Source organism: Acinetobacter sp. FDAARGOS_558, assembly GCF_003937785.1.
Classification (GTDB): domain Bacteria; phylum Pseudomonadota; class Gammaproteobacteria; order Pseudomonadales; family Moraxellaceae; genus Acinetobacter; species Acinetobacter baumannii.
In genome coordinates this window covers 2,697,535-2,715,014 of record NZ_RKJH01000001.1, presented here as the reverse complement: position 1 = coordinate 2,715,014, position 17,480 = coordinate 2,697,535, and the positions used below count along the sequence as shown (strand labels likewise).

General features: G+C 41.7%; 15 protein-coding genes and 3 tRNA genes. 9 read left to right on the top strand and 9 right to left on the bottom strand.

All coding sequences use genetic code 11. The features are described from left to right. The first annotated feature begins 124 nt into the window (after positions 1 to 124). The 6 genes from EGT34_RS13070 to EGT34_RS13045 are packed head-to-tail and all read left to right on the top strand — an operon-like array spanning position 125 to position 6,369. On the top strand, positions 125 to 2,974 hold the full coding sequence (locus EGT34_RS13070) for a monovalent cation/H+ antiporter subunit A (protein ID WP_031972041.1): 2,850 nt from the start codon (positions 125 to 127) through the stop codon (positions 2,972 to 2,974). After that, positions 2,971 to 3,339 (top strand): Na+/H+ antiporter subunit C, encoded by a 369-nt coding sequence (locus tag EGT34_RS13065; protein ID WP_000624229.1) that lies wholly within the window; start codon positions 2,971 to 2,973, stop codon positions 3,337 to 3,339. The genes EGT34_RS13070 and EGT34_RS13065 overlap by 4 nt, the downstream gene beginning before the upstream one ends. Then, a complete protein-coding gene (locus EGT34_RS13060; RefSeq protein WP_000459277.1) occupies positions 3,339 to 5,150 on the top strand; it encodes a monovalent cation/H+ antiporter subunit D in 1,812 nt (603 codons plus the stop codon). The genes EGT34_RS13065 and EGT34_RS13060 overlap by 1 nt, the downstream gene beginning before the upstream one ends. Before the next feature lie 2 nt (positions 5,151 to 5,152). Beyond that, positions 5,153 to 5,680 (top strand): Na+/H+ antiporter subunit E, encoded by a 528-nt coding sequence (locus EGT34_RS13055; protein ID WP_001177203.1) that lies wholly within the window; start codon positions 5,153 to 5,155, stop codon positions 5,678 to 5,680. Continuing rightward, positions 5,677 to 5,952, top strand: a complete 276-nt coding sequence (locus tag EGT34_RS13050; protein WP_000154076.1) for a monovalent cation/H+ antiporter subunit F — start codon at positions 5,677 to 5,679, stop codon at positions 5,950 to 5,952. The genes EGT34_RS13055 and EGT34_RS13050 overlap by 4 nt, the downstream gene beginning before the upstream one ends. Positions 5,953 to 5,964: 12 nt before the next feature. Next, positions 5,965 to 6,369: a Na+/H+ antiporter subunit G gene (locus tag EGT34_RS13045; protein WP_001167533.1), complete on the top strand. Its 405-nt coding sequence runs from the start codon at positions 5,965 to 5,967 to the stop codon at positions 6,367 to 6,369. A 56-nt stretch (positions 6,370 to 6,425) separates the two neighbouring features. Here the strand turns inward: EGT34_RS13045 and EGT34_RS13040 are convergent, their stop codons facing one another. From EGT34_RS13040 to tpiA, 9 genes are all read right to left on the bottom strand, one after another. Next, positions 6,426 to 6,827 (bottom strand): ribosome-binding factor A, encoded by a 402-nt coding sequence (locus EGT34_RS13040; protein ID WP_000897046.1) that lies wholly within the window; start codon positions 6,825 to 6,827, stop codon positions 6,426 to 6,428. Then, complete coding sequence (infB, locus tag EGT34_RS13035; protein ID WP_000130326.1) at positions 6,827 to 9,526, bottom strand: translation initiation factor IF-2; 2,700 nt, start codon at positions 9,524 to 9,526, stop codon at positions 6,827 to 6,829. The genes EGT34_RS13040 and infB overlap by 1 nt, the downstream gene beginning before the upstream one ends. A gap of 10 nt (positions 9,527 to 9,536) precedes the next feature. Then, positions 9,537 to 11,021 carry a transcription termination factor NusA gene (nusA, locus tag EGT34_RS13030; protein ID WP_000532248.1) on the bottom strand — a complete coding sequence of 495 codons (1,485 nt, stop codon included), beginning with the start codon at positions 11,019 to 11,021 and terminating at the stop codon, positions 9,537 to 9,539. Positions 11,022 to 11,058: 37 nt separating this feature from the next. Then, positions 11,059 to 11,583 (bottom strand): ribosome maturation factor RimP, encoded by a 525-nt coding sequence (gene rimP, locus EGT34_RS13025; RefSeq protein WP_000777730.1) that lies wholly within the window; start codon positions 11,581 to 11,583, stop codon positions 11,059 to 11,061. Between the two features lie 215 nt (positions 11,584 to 11,798). After that, positions 11,799 to 11,875 (bottom strand) — tRNA-Met (locus tag EGT34_RS13020). Between the two features lie 89 nt (positions 11,876 to 11,964). Beyond that, positions 11,965 to 12,041, bottom strand: a tRNA-Met gene (locus EGT34_RS13015). A gap of 42 nt (positions 12,042 to 12,083) precedes the next feature. Further along, positions 12,084 to 12,168, bottom strand: a tRNA-Leu gene (locus tag EGT34_RS13010). A 56-nt stretch (positions 12,169 to 12,224) separates the two neighbouring features. Further along, positions 12,225 to 12,554, bottom strand: a complete 330-nt coding sequence (secG, locus tag EGT34_RS13005; RefSeq protein ID WP_000555570.1) for a preprotein translocase subunit SecG — start codon at positions 12,552 to 12,554, stop codon at positions 12,225 to 12,227. A gap of 12 nt (positions 12,555 to 12,566) precedes the next feature. Further along, entirely contained in the window at positions 12,567 to 13,361 is a 795-nt protein-coding gene (gene tpiA, locus EGT34_RS13000) for a triose-phosphate isomerase (RefSeq protein ID WP_000016939.1), read from the bottom strand. Between the two features lie 290 nt (positions 13,362 to 13,651). Here tpiA and pilB point away from each other — a divergent pair, with 290 nt between their 5' ends. From pilB to EGT34_RS21450, 3 genes are read left to right on the top strand one after another with little or no spacing between them, the layout of a single operon-like run. Beyond that, the gene (gene pilB, locus EGT34_RS12995) at positions 13,652 to 15,364 is read left to right on the top strand and encodes a type IV-A pilus assembly ATPase PilB (RefSeq protein WP_001274984.1); all 1,713 of its coding nucleotides are present in this window, start codon (positions 13,652 to 13,654) and stop codon (positions 15,362 to 15,364) included. Between the two features lie 29 nt (positions 15,365 to 15,393). Then, positions 15,394 to 16,620 (top strand): type II secretion system F family protein, encoded by a 1,227-nt coding sequence (locus EGT34_RS12990; RefSeq protein WP_000279218.1) that lies wholly within the window; start codon positions 15,394 to 15,396, stop codon positions 16,618 to 16,620. After that, on the top strand, positions 16,620 to 17,480 hold the full coding sequence (locus EGT34_RS21450) for a prepilin peptidase (RefSeq protein ID WP_001152284.1): 861 nt from the start codon (positions 16,620 to 16,622) through the stop codon (positions 17,478 to 17,480). Before EGT34_RS12990 ends, EGT34_RS21450 begins: the two co-directional genes overlap by 1 nt.

Genomic DNA, 17,480 nt, shown 5'->3' with positions numbered 1-17,480 from the left:
CTTGTTTCTCGCTTTATTTTTCTAATTTGGTCGGGTTTTCAGAATATAAGCTTTGGAAATCTCTTTGAATTCCTATCTATTCTGAAATGAAAATTTCACCTTTAGGCTTCGGTCTAAATTATATATGGATACGAGTGTGCTACCGATAATTATCTTATTACCGTTAATATTAGGCACCACCCTTGTTTCATTGCTTCAACGGTTTTCACGTGGAGTAACGGCTTTAGGGGCGATCGGAGTCAGTTTAACCAGTTTTGGTTTATTACTGACTCAGGCTAAAACTGTGCTTGGTGGTGCAAGCATTCAACAAAGTTGGGATTGGTTACCACAATTAGGAATTAATCTGAGCTTTAGACTTGATGCCCTTGGTTTATTATTTTCTCTTCTTATTACCGGTATCGGTACACTCATTTATATTTATGCCTATTATTATCTAGGCCCTAAAAATTCATTAAGTAAATTATATTTATTACTCATGCTGTTTATGGCAGCAATGCTTGGTATTTCTCTTTCTAACAATTTAATTATTTTATTAGTCTTTTGGGAACTTACCAGTATTTCATCCTTCCTATTAGTCGGTTACTGGAGTCATTACGAAGCTGCTCAACGTGGCTCGCGTATGGCACTTACCATTACAGGTATGGGTGGACTCGCCATGCTAGGTGGGTTTGTCTTATTAGGACAAATCACAGGAACCTACGAAATTAATGATATTGTCGGAATGAAAGACCTCATTCAAAGTCACTATCTGTTTGTTCCGACGCTTTTGCTTATTTTACTGGGTGCATTTACTAAAAGTGCTCAGTTCCCGTTCCATTTTTGGTTACCCAATGCAATGGCAGCGCCCACTCCCGTGTCGGCCTATTTGCACTCTGCCACCATGGTAAAAGCTGGGATTTTCTTATTAGCTCGTCTTGCACCTATTTTCATTGGCGCTGCGCTTTATCACAACATTGTCACGTTTGTCGGCCTATTTACACTTTGTATGGCCGCATGCTTCGCAATTTTTAAAGAAGATCTAAAAGGACTGCTAGCCTATTCTACAATTAGTCATTTAGGTCTTATCGTTTGCCTGCTTGGTATTGGTTCACCTTTAGCTGTTGCTGCGGCAATTTTCCATATTATTAACCACGCAACCTTTAAAGCTGCCCTGTTTATGATTGCCGGGATCATTGACCATGAAACAGGTACACGTGACCTTAGAAAGTTAAGTGGGATTTGGCAACTATTACCGTTTACCGCAACACTGACTATGATTACAGCGGCATCAATGGCAGGTGTTCCTCTCACTAATGGCTTTATTTCTAAGGAAATGTTCTTTACCGAGCTATTAGCGAGCCTTTCAGGATCTACTGTTATCTTTGCCAGTATTATTGCGACGCTTGCCGGTATTTTTGCAGTCAGTTATTCAATTCGCTTAGTACACGGCGTATTTTTTTATGGCCCCGTAGGTAAACAAGTTCCAAATAAAAATGCCCACGAACCACCTATCGGCATGCGAGCACCAGCTATATTGCTTGCGATACTATGTATTTTGGTCGGTATTTTCCCTGCTCTACTGGTCGAGCCTCTAGTTAACAGCGTGACACGTGCAAGTCTTATGCAACCTGATTTTGCAGGTACTCATCTTGCAATTTGGCATGGATTTAATGCGCCATTAATCATGAGTATTATTGCTCTGGTTGGCGGTACGCTTTTCTATTTTGCCCTAGCAAAAGATGGCATGATTCGTAAGATCGACCTTGACCCACGTTTAGGGCGCTTACAAGGCCGTATTTTATTTGACTTATTCTTAAAGCATTTATTATTAACAAGCCGAAAAATTAAACAAAAAACCGAAAATGGTTCTTTGCAAAGTTACCTGTTCTTAATCATTGCTTTTAGCATCGTCATGGTTACTCTGCCTTTGTTCAATCAGAGCCTTACCACAGGTACACGTGAGCTGACTCACGCACCATGGATTGCAGTAGTTCTTTGGCTGACCTTATTCTCAGGTTGCTGGATGATGCTTTGGTTCCACCACGAACGTATCAAGGCTGTACTCATTAGCGGTGCAATTGGTCTTGTGGTTACCATGGTATTTGTCACCATGTCGGCACCTGACTTAGCACTCACTCAAATTACGGTAGATGTAGTTACGACTGTTCTGTTGTTGATGAGCTTATCGTTACTCCCACAACTTACGCCATATGAATCTCGTCGCTCAAGACGTTGGAGAGATGCTGCGTTAGCAATTATTGGCGGTTTAGGAATTGGTTGGATTACATGGCTTATTTTAACGCGTGATCATAATTCGATTTCATGGTTCTTTGCTCAGCAATCTTTACCACTTGGCGGCGGTTCAAACATTGTAAATGTTATTTTGGTGGACTTCCGTGGCTTTGATACCTTTGGTGAAATTACAGTACTAGGCATTGCTGCGATTGGTGCGCTATGTCTCATGGATGGCATGCGCGTACATGGCACCACCATGACCCAAGGCCTCACCTACCGTTTTAACCCATCTCCACTCATGTTCCGTATTACGGCCTCTTGGGTGTTACCTTTAGCATTGGTCGTAAGTGTCTATATCTTTATGCGTGGACACAACTACCCGGGTGGTGGCTTTATTGCAGGTCTAATTACCTCAATGGCACTGATTATTCAGTACATTGCTTTAGGTCAAGATCAAGCAGAACAAATGTTAAAAGCACAATCCGGTCGTCTTTACGAAATCTGGATTGGCTCCGGATTAACAATTGCAGGCCTTACTGGCATTGCCGCATGGTTCTGGGCACGTCCATTCTTAACCAGTGCGCACGTCTATGTTGAATTACCAGTTTTAGGTAAGTTACATCTGGCTTCAGCAGCAAGCTTTGATCTGGGTGTGTATATCACCGTAGTAGGCGCTACCATGCTACTCATTTCTGTATTAGGGGACTCTCGCCACTCGAGTATGTCTGGTCCTGTACCTCATGGGGAGAAATCATCATGATCAGTTTAGAATTCTTACTGGCCTCTGCCATTGGGCTACTTGTTGCGACAGGCATTTATCTAATTTTACGTGCGCGTACCTTTCCTGTTGTGTTGGGCTTAGCAGTGCTGGGCTATGCGGTTAACTTATTTTTGTTTGCGATGGGTCGTTTGCAAGTCAGCTCACCAGCCATCCTAACCGAAACCACCAATATTACAGATCCACTTCCACAAGCACTTGTTTTAACAGCAATCGTGATCGGTTTTGCCACTACCGCTTTTATTGTGCAACTCGCATTACGTAGCCGTTATGAATCCGGTAGTGACCATGTTGATGCCAAAGAAGATATTTCTCCAACATACGACCCACGTGAGGATGAGCCGTGATGTTTGATTTTTTATCTTTTTGGCAAGCTAATACACCAATTTTCAGTATCCTCATCCCGGCATTTACTGGTTTTATCTTATTGCTTCTAGGCAACCCTGGCGCTGGTGCATTAAAAGAAGATTGGCGACAACCTTGGCGCCGTGGCATTAGTTTGATCTCAGCAATAGCTGGGTTAATCACTGCCGTTAGTTATCTGCTTGTTGCAAACACTAGCCAAATTACGGTTTATCAGTTGAGCGAGTGGTCAGCTCCCTTTGGTATTGTGCTGGTACTCGACCGCCTTTCAGCTTTTATGGTGGTTTTAACTTATGCCTTGGCAGTTCCGGTTTTATGGTATGCCAGTGAAAACTGGGATACGAGAGGTCGCTATTTCCACGCCATATTCCATTTTCTTTTAATGGGGCTATGTGGCGCATTTCTCACAGGCGACTTATTTAACCTGTTCGTTTTCTTTGAAATCTTGCTCATGGCATCCTACGTCCTCTTATTACATGGACAAGGAAAACCGAGATTTCAGCTTGGGGTGCACTACGTCATTATTAACCTTTTAGCCTCTGCCCTGTTCTTAATTGGTCTTGGCATGATCTATGGCAGTGTAGGTAGCCTCAATATGGCTGACGTTTCACGTTTGCTACCGACCTTAGATGCAGATCAACATAAATTAGCAGTTGCAGGTGCCTTACTATTATTTGTCGTATTTGGTATTAAAGCGGCCATGCTACCAGTTGGTTTTTGGCTACCAAAAACTTATGCCGTGGCAAGTACACCTGTCGCAGCAATTTTTACCATTATGACCAAAGTGGGGATCTATGCCATTTTGCGTGTCAATGGAACTGTATTTAATGATGTACTCAGCCAAGAAATCTTTAAAAGCTGGTTGCTTCCAATTGGTTTAGTGACTTCTTTATATGGCGTGATTGGCGCAATTGGTGCAGATCGCCTCAGACGTTTTGTTGGCTTTATGGTGCTGTCTTCAATTGGTACTTTATTGATTGCAATTGCTATGTCAAATACACAAGCGTGGTCTGGAGCATTATTCTATTTAGTCCACAGTACCCTGATTGGTGCAGCATTTTACCTGTTCTGTGGCTGGATGACTTCACAGCGCGGTGATTTTAAAGACCATTTAAAGATTGCACCGAGAATTAAACAAGAAAAAGCAGCCATGCTGACCTATTTCCTGATTGCCATGATGCTCGCAGGCTTACCACCTTTTAGTGGCTTCTTTGGGAAAGTATTTATTTTACAGGCTACTGTTGAAACTGCATATCAAGGCTGGGTTATTGGTATTGTTCTTTTGGTGAGTTTATTAAGCATTATTGCATTAACACGTGTCGGCTTTATTTTATTCTGGCGTGCATCACCACCAGAAGAAGACCCGATCAATCCTGCTTATATTATTTATCGTGCTTTACCTGAAAAAGCACCGCCACGTAACGATACAGTCATCTATATCTTGCTTGCCGGTTTAGTGGCTTATGTAGCATTTGCTTCACCTGTATTGCACTACACCACAAATACCGCTCAGCAAATTCAAGATCATGCCCTGTATCAGCAATCTATTCTTAAAACTGATCAAAATGGCGAAGTTATTAGTGTTCAGCCATATGACTCAACTTATTTACCAGAAACAAAATATGGTGGTGAAGTTGAAGATCATAATGCCTATCTTATTCCTGACATTATTTCGAAAGATACTTTCAACGGTGAGCATATTTCTGAATATAAACACCGCCAAATTCAGCAGCAAGAAAAATTGCAAACCCCAACCATTGCTGATGAAAGTCAACTGAAACCTATGGAGCCATAACAATGCAGCTATCTAAATTGCTTGACCGCTGGTTTCCGCATCCATTTGTTTCTTTTTTGATTATCATCTTCTGGTTAATGCTCGCGCATAGTCTTGATGCGAGCGACCTGCTTATGGCTGTAATTTTGGGGCTTGTTATTCCTCGTCTAGTTCGTCCTTTTATTACCAGAACCCCACATATCCATTGGAAACCAGCCATAAAACTGTGTTTTGTTGTCTTATGGGATATTATTATTTCCAATTTTCGGGTTGCTAAACTGGTATTAGGGTCACCGAAAAAATTACATCCTAAATGGTACCGTGTTCCATTAGAAACAGAACATGAGCAAGTAAACTCTTTACTGGCAATGATTATTACCACAACGCCTGGCACGGTCTCTGCCGGTATTGATCAAGAGCGTGGTGATATTTTGGTCCACTCTCTTAGCACAGAAAATACTGAAAGTGATGTGCAAGACATCAAACAACGCTATGAGGCTCCACTCATGGAAATTTTTGATGTGAAAAGCAAATCGGAGGACAACGCATGACCATCCTACCTTATGCTCTTGGCATTAGCTTGATTGCTATCACAATCTCTATGTTGCTTTGCCTATTTCGAATGGTAATGGGACCATCTATTGTCGACCGCCTACTAGCGCTTGATACCCTATTTTTAAATGCGACCTGTCTCATTATTGTGTTAGGCATTTACTGGACAACCACCTCTTTATTCGAAGGGGCATTGTTAGTCGCTATGCTAGGGTTTGTTTCAACGGCTGCTTTAGCTCGTTATTTTACAACCGGTCATGTAATCGATTAGGGGAAGGTCAAAATGCAAATTACAATGGAAATTATTGTTTCGATCTTTCTGGTTTTCGGTGCTTTTTTTATGTTAGTCGGATCTATCGGTATGGTACGTCTACCCGATTTATTCATGCGACTACATGCACCTACCAAGTCGAGTACATTAGGCTTAGGTAGCTTTTTAATTGCTTCAATGATCTTTTTTGCTTTTCAAGGCCGATTTGGCTTTGCCGAGTTACTTATTACACTGTTGGCTTTTATTACTGCACCTGTATCAGCCAACTTAATTGCTCAAGCCGCGCTACATTTACGTTTACGCTCATTGAGTGGTGAAGTTCCTGAAGCTATTGAACGTCCTCTACCGTGGGATCGTTATAAAATTGGGCAACGTTTTTCACAAAACAAACCACCCATGGAACCTCCTCAAGAATAAAAACTTGAACACATAAAAAAGCCACCCCAAGGTGGCTTTTTTATTTTGAGTTTTCATTACTCTTCGTCATCTGACTCACGTTTCGGTAAATCTTGTACCGCTTTTTCGATAAGACCAAACATATAGTTACCATATGCATTAGTTTTATCGTAATGGAAACGCAAGCGAGGCGTGATGCGCGTTTTAATACGACGACTCAACTCCTGACGTAAAAAACCAGATGCTTTATTCAAAATATCTAGTGTTTCACGGTGAGCCACTTCGTTTTGGTCATCGCTTAATTCACGACCCATCACGGTCACATAGACATCGGCATAACCTAAGTCCGGACTGACTTTAACGCCTGAGATGGTCACAAGACCACCCAGACGCGGATCTTTCAACTCCTGACGGATAAGTTCAGAAAGCTCGCGCTGTACTGAATCCGCCATTCGCTTTAAGCGTTGTCCACCCGCCATTAAAGACTCCGTTTAACCATTTGAACATCATAAACCTCAATCTTATCAAGAGGTTTGATGTCGTTATAACCTTTCACGGCAAGACCACATTCCATACCGGCACGAACTTCATCAACGACATCTTTATAACGACGTAATGATTCAAGTTCACCTTGGAAAATCACAACATCATCACGTAAGACACGGATTGGTTTGTTACGGTGAATCACGCCTTCCATAACCATACAGCCCGCAGCAGCACCAAACTTACTAGAACGGAACACTTCACGTACTTGAGCAACACCCAAGATAGTTTCACGGTGTTCAGGAGCAAGTTTACCGCTCATGGCATCTTTTACATCATCAATCAATTCATAGATGATGCTGTAGTAACGAATATCGATACCGTCTTGGTCACTCTTCTGACGAGCAGCTGTATCAGCACGAACGTTGAAGCCTAACAATACAGCTTCTGAAGACTCGGCAAGAATTACGTCAGACTCAGTGATCGCACCAACACCAGAACTAATTACGCGAACTTTTACTTCATCAGTAGAGAGTTCATGTAATGCAGCATTCAATGCTTCTAAAGTACCACGAACATCTGTTCTTAAAACAACATTCACTGTAGGAACGTCTTTTTTGCCCATAGATGCCATGATGTTTTCAAGACGCATTGCGCTTTGACGTTCGATACGTTTTTCACGTTCACGGTCTGCACGAGCATCAGCAACTTCACGTGCCTTCTTCTCGTCATTTACGACAAGAACTTCATCACCCGCCATTGGAGCTTCTGGTAGACCCAAAATTTCCACTGGAATAGATGGTCCTGCTGACTTAATCGGCTTACCGTTTTCATCAGACATCGCACGAACACGGCCATATGATGAACCAGCAAGAACAAGGTCACCAATATTTAATGTACCGTTTTGAACAAGAATTGAAGTTACTGCACCACGGCCTTTATCAACACGTGCTTCAATAACAACACCTTGTGCAGCACCTTCAGCAGATGCTTTTAATTCCATCAATTCAGATTGAATCAGAATTAAATCAAGGAGTTCATCAATACCTTGGCCAGTATGTGCTGAAACCTTAGCAACCGGAACATCACCGCCCCATTCTTCTGGAACGATTTCTTTGGTTGTTAATTCATTTAACACACGGTCTGGATCAGCAGATTCTTTATCCATTTTGTTGATAGCAACAATAATTGGAGTTCCTGCTGCACGTGCATGGTCAATCGCTTCTGCAGTTTGCGGCATTACACCGTCATCTGCTGCAACAACCAATACCACGATATCCGTTGCTTTAGCACCACGTGCACGCATTGAAGTAAATGCTGCGTGTCCCGGTGTATCAAGGAATGTAATAATCCCTTTGTCTGTTTCAACGTGATATGCACCAATGTGCTGAGTAATACCACCTGCTTCACCTGCCGCCACTTTAGAACGACGGATACGGTCAAGCAATGATGTTTTACCATGGTCAACGTGACCCATGATTGTAACAACTGGAGGGCGAGTAGTCTGTTCACCACGTGCTTCTTCAGCTGCTTCAAGTAAGTTATCTTCTGCTTGTGTATCAGAAACTAGAACAGGGTTATGACCCATTTCTTCTACAACAAGTGCAGCTGTATCTTGGTCAATTGTCTGGTTCTGGTTAACCAATTCACCCATTTTCATAAGTGTCTTGATAACTTCACGTACTTTAATCGCCATCTTTTGAGCAAGATCGGCAACAACAATGCTTGAACCGATTTCTACATCATAGACTTGCTTTTTAACTGGCTTTTCAAAACCATGCTTGTTCGCTTGGCTTGATTTTAAACCACGTTTGTTATGGTTAACGAAGCTTTGCTCTTCTTGACCACGACGACCGCCTTTCTTACCAGCGCGAGGGTTAGTTGTAGCACCACCACGTTTAATTTCACGGTCTTCTTGATTAAATGAATCTTCATAAGCTTGGCCAACAAGACCTGAAGCAAGAGGAGAATCATCAATCACACGAATAGTTGCAGTAGCATCATCATTTGAATATTTAGATGCCATCTTACGCATTTGTTCAAGCGTACGCTGCTGAGCTTCCTCAGCCGCTTTACGACGTGCAGCTTCTTCAGTGGCTTTCAACTGAGCTGTTTGTGCTTCACGCGCTTTCTTTTGCTCTAATGTTTCTGCTGGTTTTGGTGCAGGTTTTACTGTACCACCACCACGTTTTTTCACTACAACAGCAGCTTTAGGAGCTGACTGTGCAGCGCTATCTTGTTGATGAGCAGCACGCATTGCATCTAAAGTTGCTTTTGCTTTTTGCTCTGTTTGAAGACGCGCTTTTTGCTCTGCAGCTTCACGCGCTTGTTGTTCTGCACGCGCTTTAGCTTCTGCTTCTGCACGCGCTTTAGCTTCTGCTGCAATTTGTTCTGGGTTTGGTTTAGCAAAAACCTGTTTTTTACGTACTTCTACGTTAATTGTTTTTGCTTTACCCGAAGTACTTGCAACTTTAGCGGTACTGGTTGTTTTACGTTTCAACGCAATTTTTCCTGTGTTACCACTTTCCTGACCATGCACCTTTTTCAAATAATTGACTAAGGTATCCTGTTGTTCAGTGGTAATAATGTCGTCTGCTGTACGTTGAGGCAAACCTGCTTCACGAGCCTGTTCTAGGAGCTTCTCAACAGGACGTCCTACGCTGAGAGCTAACTCTTTAATCGACTTGTCCGTCATATTTCATCTCCTAGTTAAACCATGATTCGCGAGCTTTCATGATCAATTGACCTGCTTTTTCATGACCAAGACCTTCAATATCAGAAATATCGTCAGTTGCTTGATCTGCCAAATCATCAACAGTAATAATACCGCGAGCGGCTAGCGAGTAAGCGATCTCAGAGGTCATGCCTTCCATATTGAGAAGGTCTGCACTCGGTTCTTGAATATTTTCTTGCTGTTTCAATGCATCAGTTAATGCAGCTTCTTTTGCACGACTTTGCAATAACTCAACTAACTCAGCGTCAAGTTCAATTTCGTCAAAAGTTTCAGCTGGCACATAAGCAATCTCTTCTAAAGAAGTGAAGCCCATCTCTACTAACGCCATTGCCAAGTCTTCTTCAATATCTAAACGTGATACGAACATGTCGAGATATTGCTGAGCTTCATTCTGCTGACGAGCACGATACTCTTCTTCAAGCATCATGTCGAGTTTGTAGCCAGTTAAATCAGAAGCTAAACGAACATTTTGACCTTGCGAACCAATCGCACGTGCCAATTGATCGTTGGTAGCAAAAATAATGTCTGCACTTTTTGCATCTTCATCAAGCACAATGCCTGATACATCAGCTGGTTCTAATGCACTTGCGATGTATTGAGCTGGATCATCAGACCAAACTACAACATCAATACGCTCACCATTTAACTCTTGCTGTACCGCTTGGATACGTGTTCCACGCATACCAATACATGCACCAACAGGGTCAATACGGTGGTCGTTCGTTTTTACTGCGATTTTTGCACGAACACCTGGTTGACGTGCCGCAGCTTTAATTTCAATAATTTCTTCAGAAATTTCAGGAATTTCTTTCTTCATCAAAGCAATAAGCATTTCAGGCTTAGCGCGTGATAATAGAAGCTGAGCACCACGGCCTTCACGGTTTACACTATATAAAATAGCATTTACACGTTGTTTTGGACGAAGAATCTCTTTAGGAATCATTTCTTCACGAGCTAAATAAGCTTCAGCATTGTCACCTAAGTCAATGATGAAACCATCTTTAGTTTGCTTTTTCACTTCACCGTAAATTAGCTCGCCAACTTTTGATTCATAAGCATCAGCAACTAATGCACGCTCTGCTTCACGAATTTTTTGTACGATAACCTGTTTCGCAATCTGCGCAGCGATACGACCGAACTCAATCGATTCTACTTCAAGCTCACGAACGTCGCCAATTGACCATTTTGCAGGATCAACATCAGAAATTGCGTCTTGGCATGCTGGCATTTCATGATCTTCATCTGCCACAACAGTCCATTGACGGAATGTACGGTAATCACCAGTTCTACGATCAATTTCTACACGAAGCTGAGCTTCTTCAGAATTAGTACCCTCGTAAAATTTTTTCTTCGTTGCAGCAACTAGAGCTTGTTCTAAAGCTTCGAAGATCGCTTCACGACTAACACCTTTTTCATTACTAACCGTTTCAACAACGGTAAGAATTTCGCGGCCCATAAGTCACCTACCGATTTCTTATATAATTTAAATAAATTTAATCTTGATAGATCAAGTTTGCTTTATCGATATTGTTGCTGTCGATATCAAGCACATGCTTTCCTTCAACTTCAACCTGAATCTCTTCATTTTCAAGGTCTACAGCAAGGAGTTTTGCTTGAAATTTACGACGATTTTCTACTGCAGCAATCAAACGCAAAGCAACCTGTTGTCCAATGTAGCCTTGCAACTGTTCGAGTTGAAAAAATGGGCGATCCCAACCTGGTGAAGAAACTTCTAATGCATATTCACCTGAAATCGGATCATGGACATCCAGCATTGCGCCGACCTGTTGTGTAACACGAACACAATCTTCTACACCAATACCGCGGCCTTGCTCTACTTCACCATCTTCATTAATCACTGGTTCAGCATTTTCATCAACCGGTCTATCGATATAAATACGCAATAATGAACGCTTACCTTGTGGAAGGAATTCAATTCCCCAAAGGTCGACACCACATGCCTCCACTGCTGGAGCAATCATGTCATACAATGCTTGGGATTTATTTGATAATTTCATTTACTCTCGTCATTCTCGTGCGATTCAATCGGTTGTTTTAACCGACACAGACTTACTATAGTGAAGCATGACTATTTGACCAATTGATGTCGACACTACACGATAGCGATACGATAACCAATAAAAAAGGGCGTTAATCGCCCCTATATAGCACAGAAAACAATAGTCCACTGTGCAAAAAGGCCCACCTTGTCTGTGAGCCTCTTTAAGAAACTTGGTAGCGGGAGCTGGATTTGAACCAACGACCTTCGGGTTATGAGCCCGACGAGCTACCAGACTGCTCCATCCCGCATCAACGTGCAAAAATTATATACAAATATCGAAAAAAGTCAATGTAAACTTATCCAATATTAGCTTGATTAAGTTGCACCTTAATCAAATTGGTAGCGGGAGCTGGATTTGAACCAACGACCTTCGGGTTATGAGCCCGACGAGCTACCAGACTGCTCCATCCCGCATCAAAAACAAAACTGCTTGCACTCAACTTTCTGGTTCAAAGTTGGTGCGGAAGGGGGGACTTGAACCCCCACGCCCGAAAGCACTACCACCTCAAGGTAGCGTGTCTACCAATTCCACCACCACCGCAGCTTGTGGGACGCATTCTAGTCCTTTCAATTCCAAAAGGAAAGTCTTATTTCCAATTATTGGCCAGTTTTTGGTGCATTTGGTGAAGTTTCAGGCGATGTAGTCTGCGCTGGCGCAGTCGTTTGTACAGTTTTCAAACTATATGCTTCAGTCGTTTGCTTTTTGGCAAAAACAGCCAGAGTCAAACTGGTCACAAAGAATAAAGCTGTCAAAATTGCAGTCACGCGAGTCAAGAAGTTACCTGAACCAGACGCACCAAATACTGTTGCTGCGCCACCTCCACCAAAAGAGGCACCTGCATCTGCGCCTTTACCATGTTGCACTAAAATTAATGCAATCATCAGTACTGCTAAAATAATATGTACAACAAGTACAAAAGAGTGCATACCCTATCCTCGTTATTTGCTTTGCGCGAAGGCTTGTACAATTTGATAAAAAGATGCTGCATTTAATGAAGCACCACCCACCAACGCACCATTGATATCTGGACATGCAGCTAACTCAACAGCATTTTCAGCTTTTACACTACCGCCATATAAAATAGCAATATTTGAGCCTGCTGGTGTAAGTTGGCATAAGCCTTCACGAATTTTAGCGTGCATCGCTTGCGCATCTTGCGGAGAAGCTGTTTTACCTGTACCAATTGCCCAAATAGGTTCATAGGCAATAACCACTTGGTTTTGCCATTGTTCTGCAGTAACTACAGGTGCAATATCACAAATTTGCTGTAGAACAACTTGCTCGGCCTGACCTTGCTCACGTTGTTCAAGGCTTTCGCCCACACAATAAATGACAGTCATACCCGCATTTAATGCATTTTGGAGTTTTGCCTTCAAAATTTCAACGTTGTCACCAAAAATATCACGACGTTCAGAGTGTCCTACCAGTACGAAATTAATTTGGCTATCTTTTAATAGTTCTGCACTGACTTCACCAGTATAAGCACCTGTACCAGCAACACGTGATACATCCTGTGCAACCGTATATACCGTTCTTGCAGCATCCTGTAATTGCGCTTGTACCGTTGTAAGAGCAATAGAAACAGGGGCAACGCCCACATGGCAGTTTTCATCTGCAATTTGGTTTTGTTGCAATAATTGTTTAAATTCTTCTATAAGTTGGTTGGCGTTGGCACGCATTGGATTCATTTTCCAGTTACCAACTACCCAAGGCGTAATCGTCGAACCCGACATACTGCTCACCTTTCATCAAAAATGCAGCACATTCTACACGCATTTATACAAATTTCAGATACTTTTCTTTAACGCGATTACTCATATCTTTTCTAGTGTTTGAAATTAAGAAAAAACTTTACTTTATTAAAAGTCCGACATTCTAAAAATTAATAAAGAAAAACTTCGACTGGTTCAAGCTTTAATAGGCTGAGTAGGACCCGAGCAACACTTTCTAAGGTAGTAATTTTACATAACAAAAGTATAATTTTTCATATACCAATTATAAACACATTAACATAGGCAGGCAGATGTCAGCATTACATACATCTCCAAAATTTACGGGGTTTTTTCGACGTTTAGTCGAAGAAAAGCATGTGTCGGCAGCGACCATGCAAACTGCATTAGATGCAGCGAAAAGAGCTAAGCAGGACACAGTCGCATATTTAATTGAAGAGGTTCATCTCTCCCCTTCGTTATTGGCTGAAACAATTTCTGCTGAGTTTGCTGAACCATATTTCGATCTGGATGTTTATGACACTTCTCAGATTCCTAAAGATCTGGTCGATCAGAAACTGATTTTAAAACATCGAATTTTGCCGCTCATTCAAAGAGGGCAAATTTTATATGTTGCGACCAGTAATCCAAGCAATATCGAAGCGATTGATGCAATTCGTTTTAATAGTAAATTGCTGGTTGAACCTGTAATTGTGGAGCACCATAAACTCGAAAAAGTTTTAGGCCAGCATTTTGCAGAAGAAAGCAGCTTTGACTTCAATGATGAAGAGTTTGATCTCGATGTTAATCTTGATGGTCCTACCGCTCAAGACGATGAAGAAGAAGCTCCACAAGGCGATGAAGCCCCTATTGTTAAATATATTAATAAGTTATTAATTGATGCTATTCGTATGGGTGCTTCAGACTTACATTTTGAACCGTACGAAAAATCCTATCGGGTGCGCTATCGTGTCGATGGTGTGTTACGTCAAATTGCCAATCCCCCTCTACAGCTTGCAAACCGCTTGGCATCACGCTTAAAAGTAATGTCTCAAATGGACATTTCTGAAAAACGCGTCCCACAAGATGGTCGTATCAAACTCAAGCTGTCAAAAACCAAAGCGATTGATTTTCGTGTGAACTCCCTCCCGACTTTGTTTGGTGAAAAGTTAGTTCTACGTATTCTTGACCCATCAAGCGCAATGCTAGGAATTGATGCACTAGGATATGAAGAAGATCAAAAAGCTTTGTTCATGGAGGCATTAGATAAACCTCAAGGCATGCTTTTAATTACCGGACCAACAGGTTCTGGTAAAACCGTATCGTTATATACAGGTTTAAATATTTTAAATACTGAAAGCTCCAATATTTCTACTGCTGAAGACCCGGTAGAAATTAACCTTGAAGGAATTAATCAAGTTAACGTAAACCCCAAGGTAGGGCTTACTTTTGCGGCCGCACTTAAATCATTTTTACGACAAGACCCTGACATTATTATGGTGGGTGAGATTCGTGACTTGGAAACAGCAGAAATTGCGATTAAGGCGGCTCAAACCGGCCACATGGTGATGTCAACACTACATACTAATAGTGCTCCGGAAACATTGACCCGTCTACGCAATATGGGGGTTCCTTCTTTTAATATTGCAACATCAGTAAACCTAGTTATTGCACAGCGTTTAGCACGTCGTCTTTGTTCTCAATGCAAAATACCTGCTGATATTCCTAAACAAAGCTTATTAGAAATGGGCTTTACCGAACAAGATTTAGCGCACCCAGATTTTCGGGTTTTTCAGCCCGTAGGTTGCCCTGAATGTCGTGAAGGCTATAAAGGCCGTGTCGGTATTTATGAGGTAATGAAAGTTACACCTGAAATTTCCAAGATTATTATGGAAGATGGCAACGCTTTAGAAATCGCAGCTGCTTCTGAAAAATTGGGGTTTAATAATCTACGTCGTTCAGGTTTAAAAAAGGTGATGCAAGGGGTGACCTCTTTACAAGAAGTCAACCGTGTCACCAGTGAATAAGACACTATTTAAAAAATAAGGATAATCTAATGGCTGTCAAAAAGGCACAAATGATGCCGACTTTTGCTTATGAAGGGGTTGACCGTAAGGGCGTAAAAATCAAAGGAGAACTTCCGGCTAAAAACATGGCCTTAGCCAAAGTAACCTTACGCAAACAAGGGGTGACTGTTCGAACTATACGTGAAAAACGTAAAAATATTCTTGAAGGTTTATTCAAGAAAAAAGTCACCACACTCGATATTACGATTTTTACTCGACAACTGGCGACCATGATGAAAGCTGGTGTACCACTCGTACAAGGCTTTGAAATTGTAGCTGAAGGTTTAGAAAACCCGGCCATGCGTGAGGTTGTACTCGGTATTAAAGGCGAAGTCGAGGGTGGTAGTACTTTTGCCTCAGCTTTAAGAAAATATCCTCAACATTTTGATAACTTGTTTTGTTCACTTGTTGAGTCTGGTGAACAATCAGGCGCACTCGAAACGATGCTGGACCGCGTTGCAATTTACAAAGAAAAAAGTGAATTGCTCAAGCAAAAAATCAAGAAAGCAATGAAATACCCAGCAACAGTTATTGTAGTAGCCATTGTGGTGACCATTATTTTGATGGTTAAAGTAGTTCCCGTTTTCCAAGATTTATTTGCGTCTTTTGGAGCAGATTTACCTGCATTTACGCAAATGGTTGTGAATATGTCGAAATGGATGCAGGAATACTGGTTCATTATGATTATTGCGATTGGCGCAGTCATTGCTGCCTTTCTGGAAGCAAAAAAACGCAGTAAAAAGTTTCGTGATGGCTTAGATAAACTGGCGCTTAAGTTACCTATTTTTGGGGACTTGGTTTATAAAGCAATTATTGCCCGCTATAGCCGCACGCTTGCTACAACATTTGCCGCAGGTGTTCCACTTATTGATGCATTAGAATCGACTGCTGGCGCAACCAATAACGTGATTTATGAAAAAGCTGTGATGAAAATTCGTGAAGATGTCGCAACGGGTCAACAGCTTCAGTTTGCTATGCGGGTCTCTAATCGTTTTCCATCTATGGCTATACAAATGGTAGCAATTGGTGAAGAATCGGGTGCACTAGACAGCATGCTCGATAAAGTTGCCACTTATTATGAAAATGAAGTGGATAATGCCGTTGATGGTTTAACTTCTATGATGGAACCTTTAATTATGGCAATTTTAGGGGTGCTCGTAGGCGGTCTGGTAATTGCTATGTATCTTCCAATTTTCCAAATGGGCTCAGTTGTATAATGCAAGACATCATTGCGTATTTTATTCAAAACTTAACTGCACTTTATATTGCTGTTGCACTCGTGAGCCTATGTATCGGTAGCTTTCTTAATGTAGTAATTTACCGCACGCCAAGAATGATGGAGCAAGATTGGCAGCAAGAATGCCAAATGCTGCTCAATCCCGAGCAACCTATTATTGATCATGAGAAGCTAACTTTAAGTAAGCCTGCTTCATCGTGCCCTGCATGTCAGCAACGGATCCGTTGGTATCAAAATATTCCTGTTATAAGCTGGCTTGTGTTAAGAGGAAAATGTGGTCATTGCCAGCACCCAATCAGTATCCGCTATCCAGCCATCGAACTACTCACCATGCTATGTTCATTAGTAGTCATCATGATGTTTGGCCCAACCATACAAATGCTTTTTGGACTCGTCCTCACATGGGTACTGATAGCCCTTACCTTTATTGATTTCGATACACAATTATTGCCTGATCGCTTTACCCTACCTTTAGCTGCGCTCGGCTTAGGTATTAATACCTTTAATATTTATACCTCACCCAACTCAGCCATTTGGGGTTATCTCATTGGTTTCCTATGTCTTTGGATTGTCTATTACTTATTTAAAGTGATCACTGGCAAAGAAGGTATGGGCTACGGCGACTTTAAATTGCTTGCAGCATTAGGAGCATGGATGGGGCCATTGATGCTGCCGTTAATTGTGTTATTGTCATCGTTACTTGGCGCAATCATTGGCATCATTTTATTAAAATTAAGAAATGACAATCAGCCTTTTGCTTTTGGGCCATATATTGCCATTGCTGGTTGGGTTGCCTTTTTATGGGGTGATCAGATTATGAAAATTTATTTGGGAGGTTAA

Excerpts from the sequence above, each read along its gene's own strand:
- infB (WP_000130326.1), bottom strand. The coding sequence starts at position 9,526 with ATGACGGACAAGTCGATTAAAGAGTTAGCTCTCAGCGTAGGACGTCCT.
- EGT34_RS13045 (WP_001167533.1), top strand. The coding sequence starts at position 5,965 with ATGCAAATTACAATGGAAATTATTGTTTCGATCTTTCTGGTTTTCGGT.
- EGT34_RS12990 (WP_000279218.1), top strand. The coding sequence starts at position 15,394 with ATGGCTGTCAAAAAGGCACAAATGATGCCGACTTTTGCTTATGAAGGG.
- EGT34_RS21450 (WP_001152284.1), top strand. The coding sequence starts at position 16,620 with ATGCAAGACATCATTGCGTATTTTATTCAAAACTTAACTGCACTTTAT.
- EGT34_RS13050 (WP_000154076.1), top strand. The coding sequence starts at position 5,677 with ATGACCATCCTACCTTATGCTCTTGGCATTAGCTTGATTGCTATCACA.
- EGT34_RS13065 (WP_000624229.1), top strand. The coding sequence starts at position 2,971 with ATGATCAGTTTAGAATTCTTACTGGCCTCTGCCATTGGGCTACTTGTT.
- tpiA (WP_000016939.1), bottom strand. The coding sequence starts at position 13,361 with ATGTCGGGTTCGACGATTACGCCTTGGGTAGTTGGTAACTGGAAAATG.
- secG (WP_000555570.1), bottom strand. The coding sequence starts at position 12,554 with ATGCACTCTTTTGTACTTGTTGTACATATTATTTTAGCAGTACTGATG.
- EGT34_RS13070 (WP_031972041.1), top strand. The coding sequence starts at position 125 with ATGGATACGAGTGTGCTACCGATAATTATCTTATTACCGTTAATATTA.
- pilB (WP_001274984.1), top strand. The coding sequence starts at position 13,652 with ATGTCAGCATTACATACATCTCCAAAATTTACGGGGTTTTTTCGACGT.
- rimP (WP_000777730.1), bottom strand. The coding sequence starts at position 11,583 with ATGAAATTATCAAATAAATCCCAAGCATTGTATGACATGATTGCTCCA.
- EGT34_RS13055 (WP_001177203.1), top strand. The coding sequence starts at position 5,153 with ATGCAGCTATCTAAATTGCTTGACCGCTGGTTTCCGCATCCATTTGTT.
- nusA (WP_000532248.1), bottom strand. The coding sequence starts at position 11,021 with ATGGGCCGCGAAATTCTTACCGTTGTTGAAACGGTTAGTAATGAAAAA.
- EGT34_RS13060 (WP_000459277.1), top strand. The coding sequence starts at position 3,339 with ATGTTTGATTTTTTATCTTTTTGGCAAGCTAATACACCAATTTTCAGT.
- EGT34_RS13040 (WP_000897046.1), bottom strand. The coding sequence starts at position 6,827 with ATGGCGGGTGGACAACGCTTAAAGCGAATGGCGGATTCAGTACAGCGC.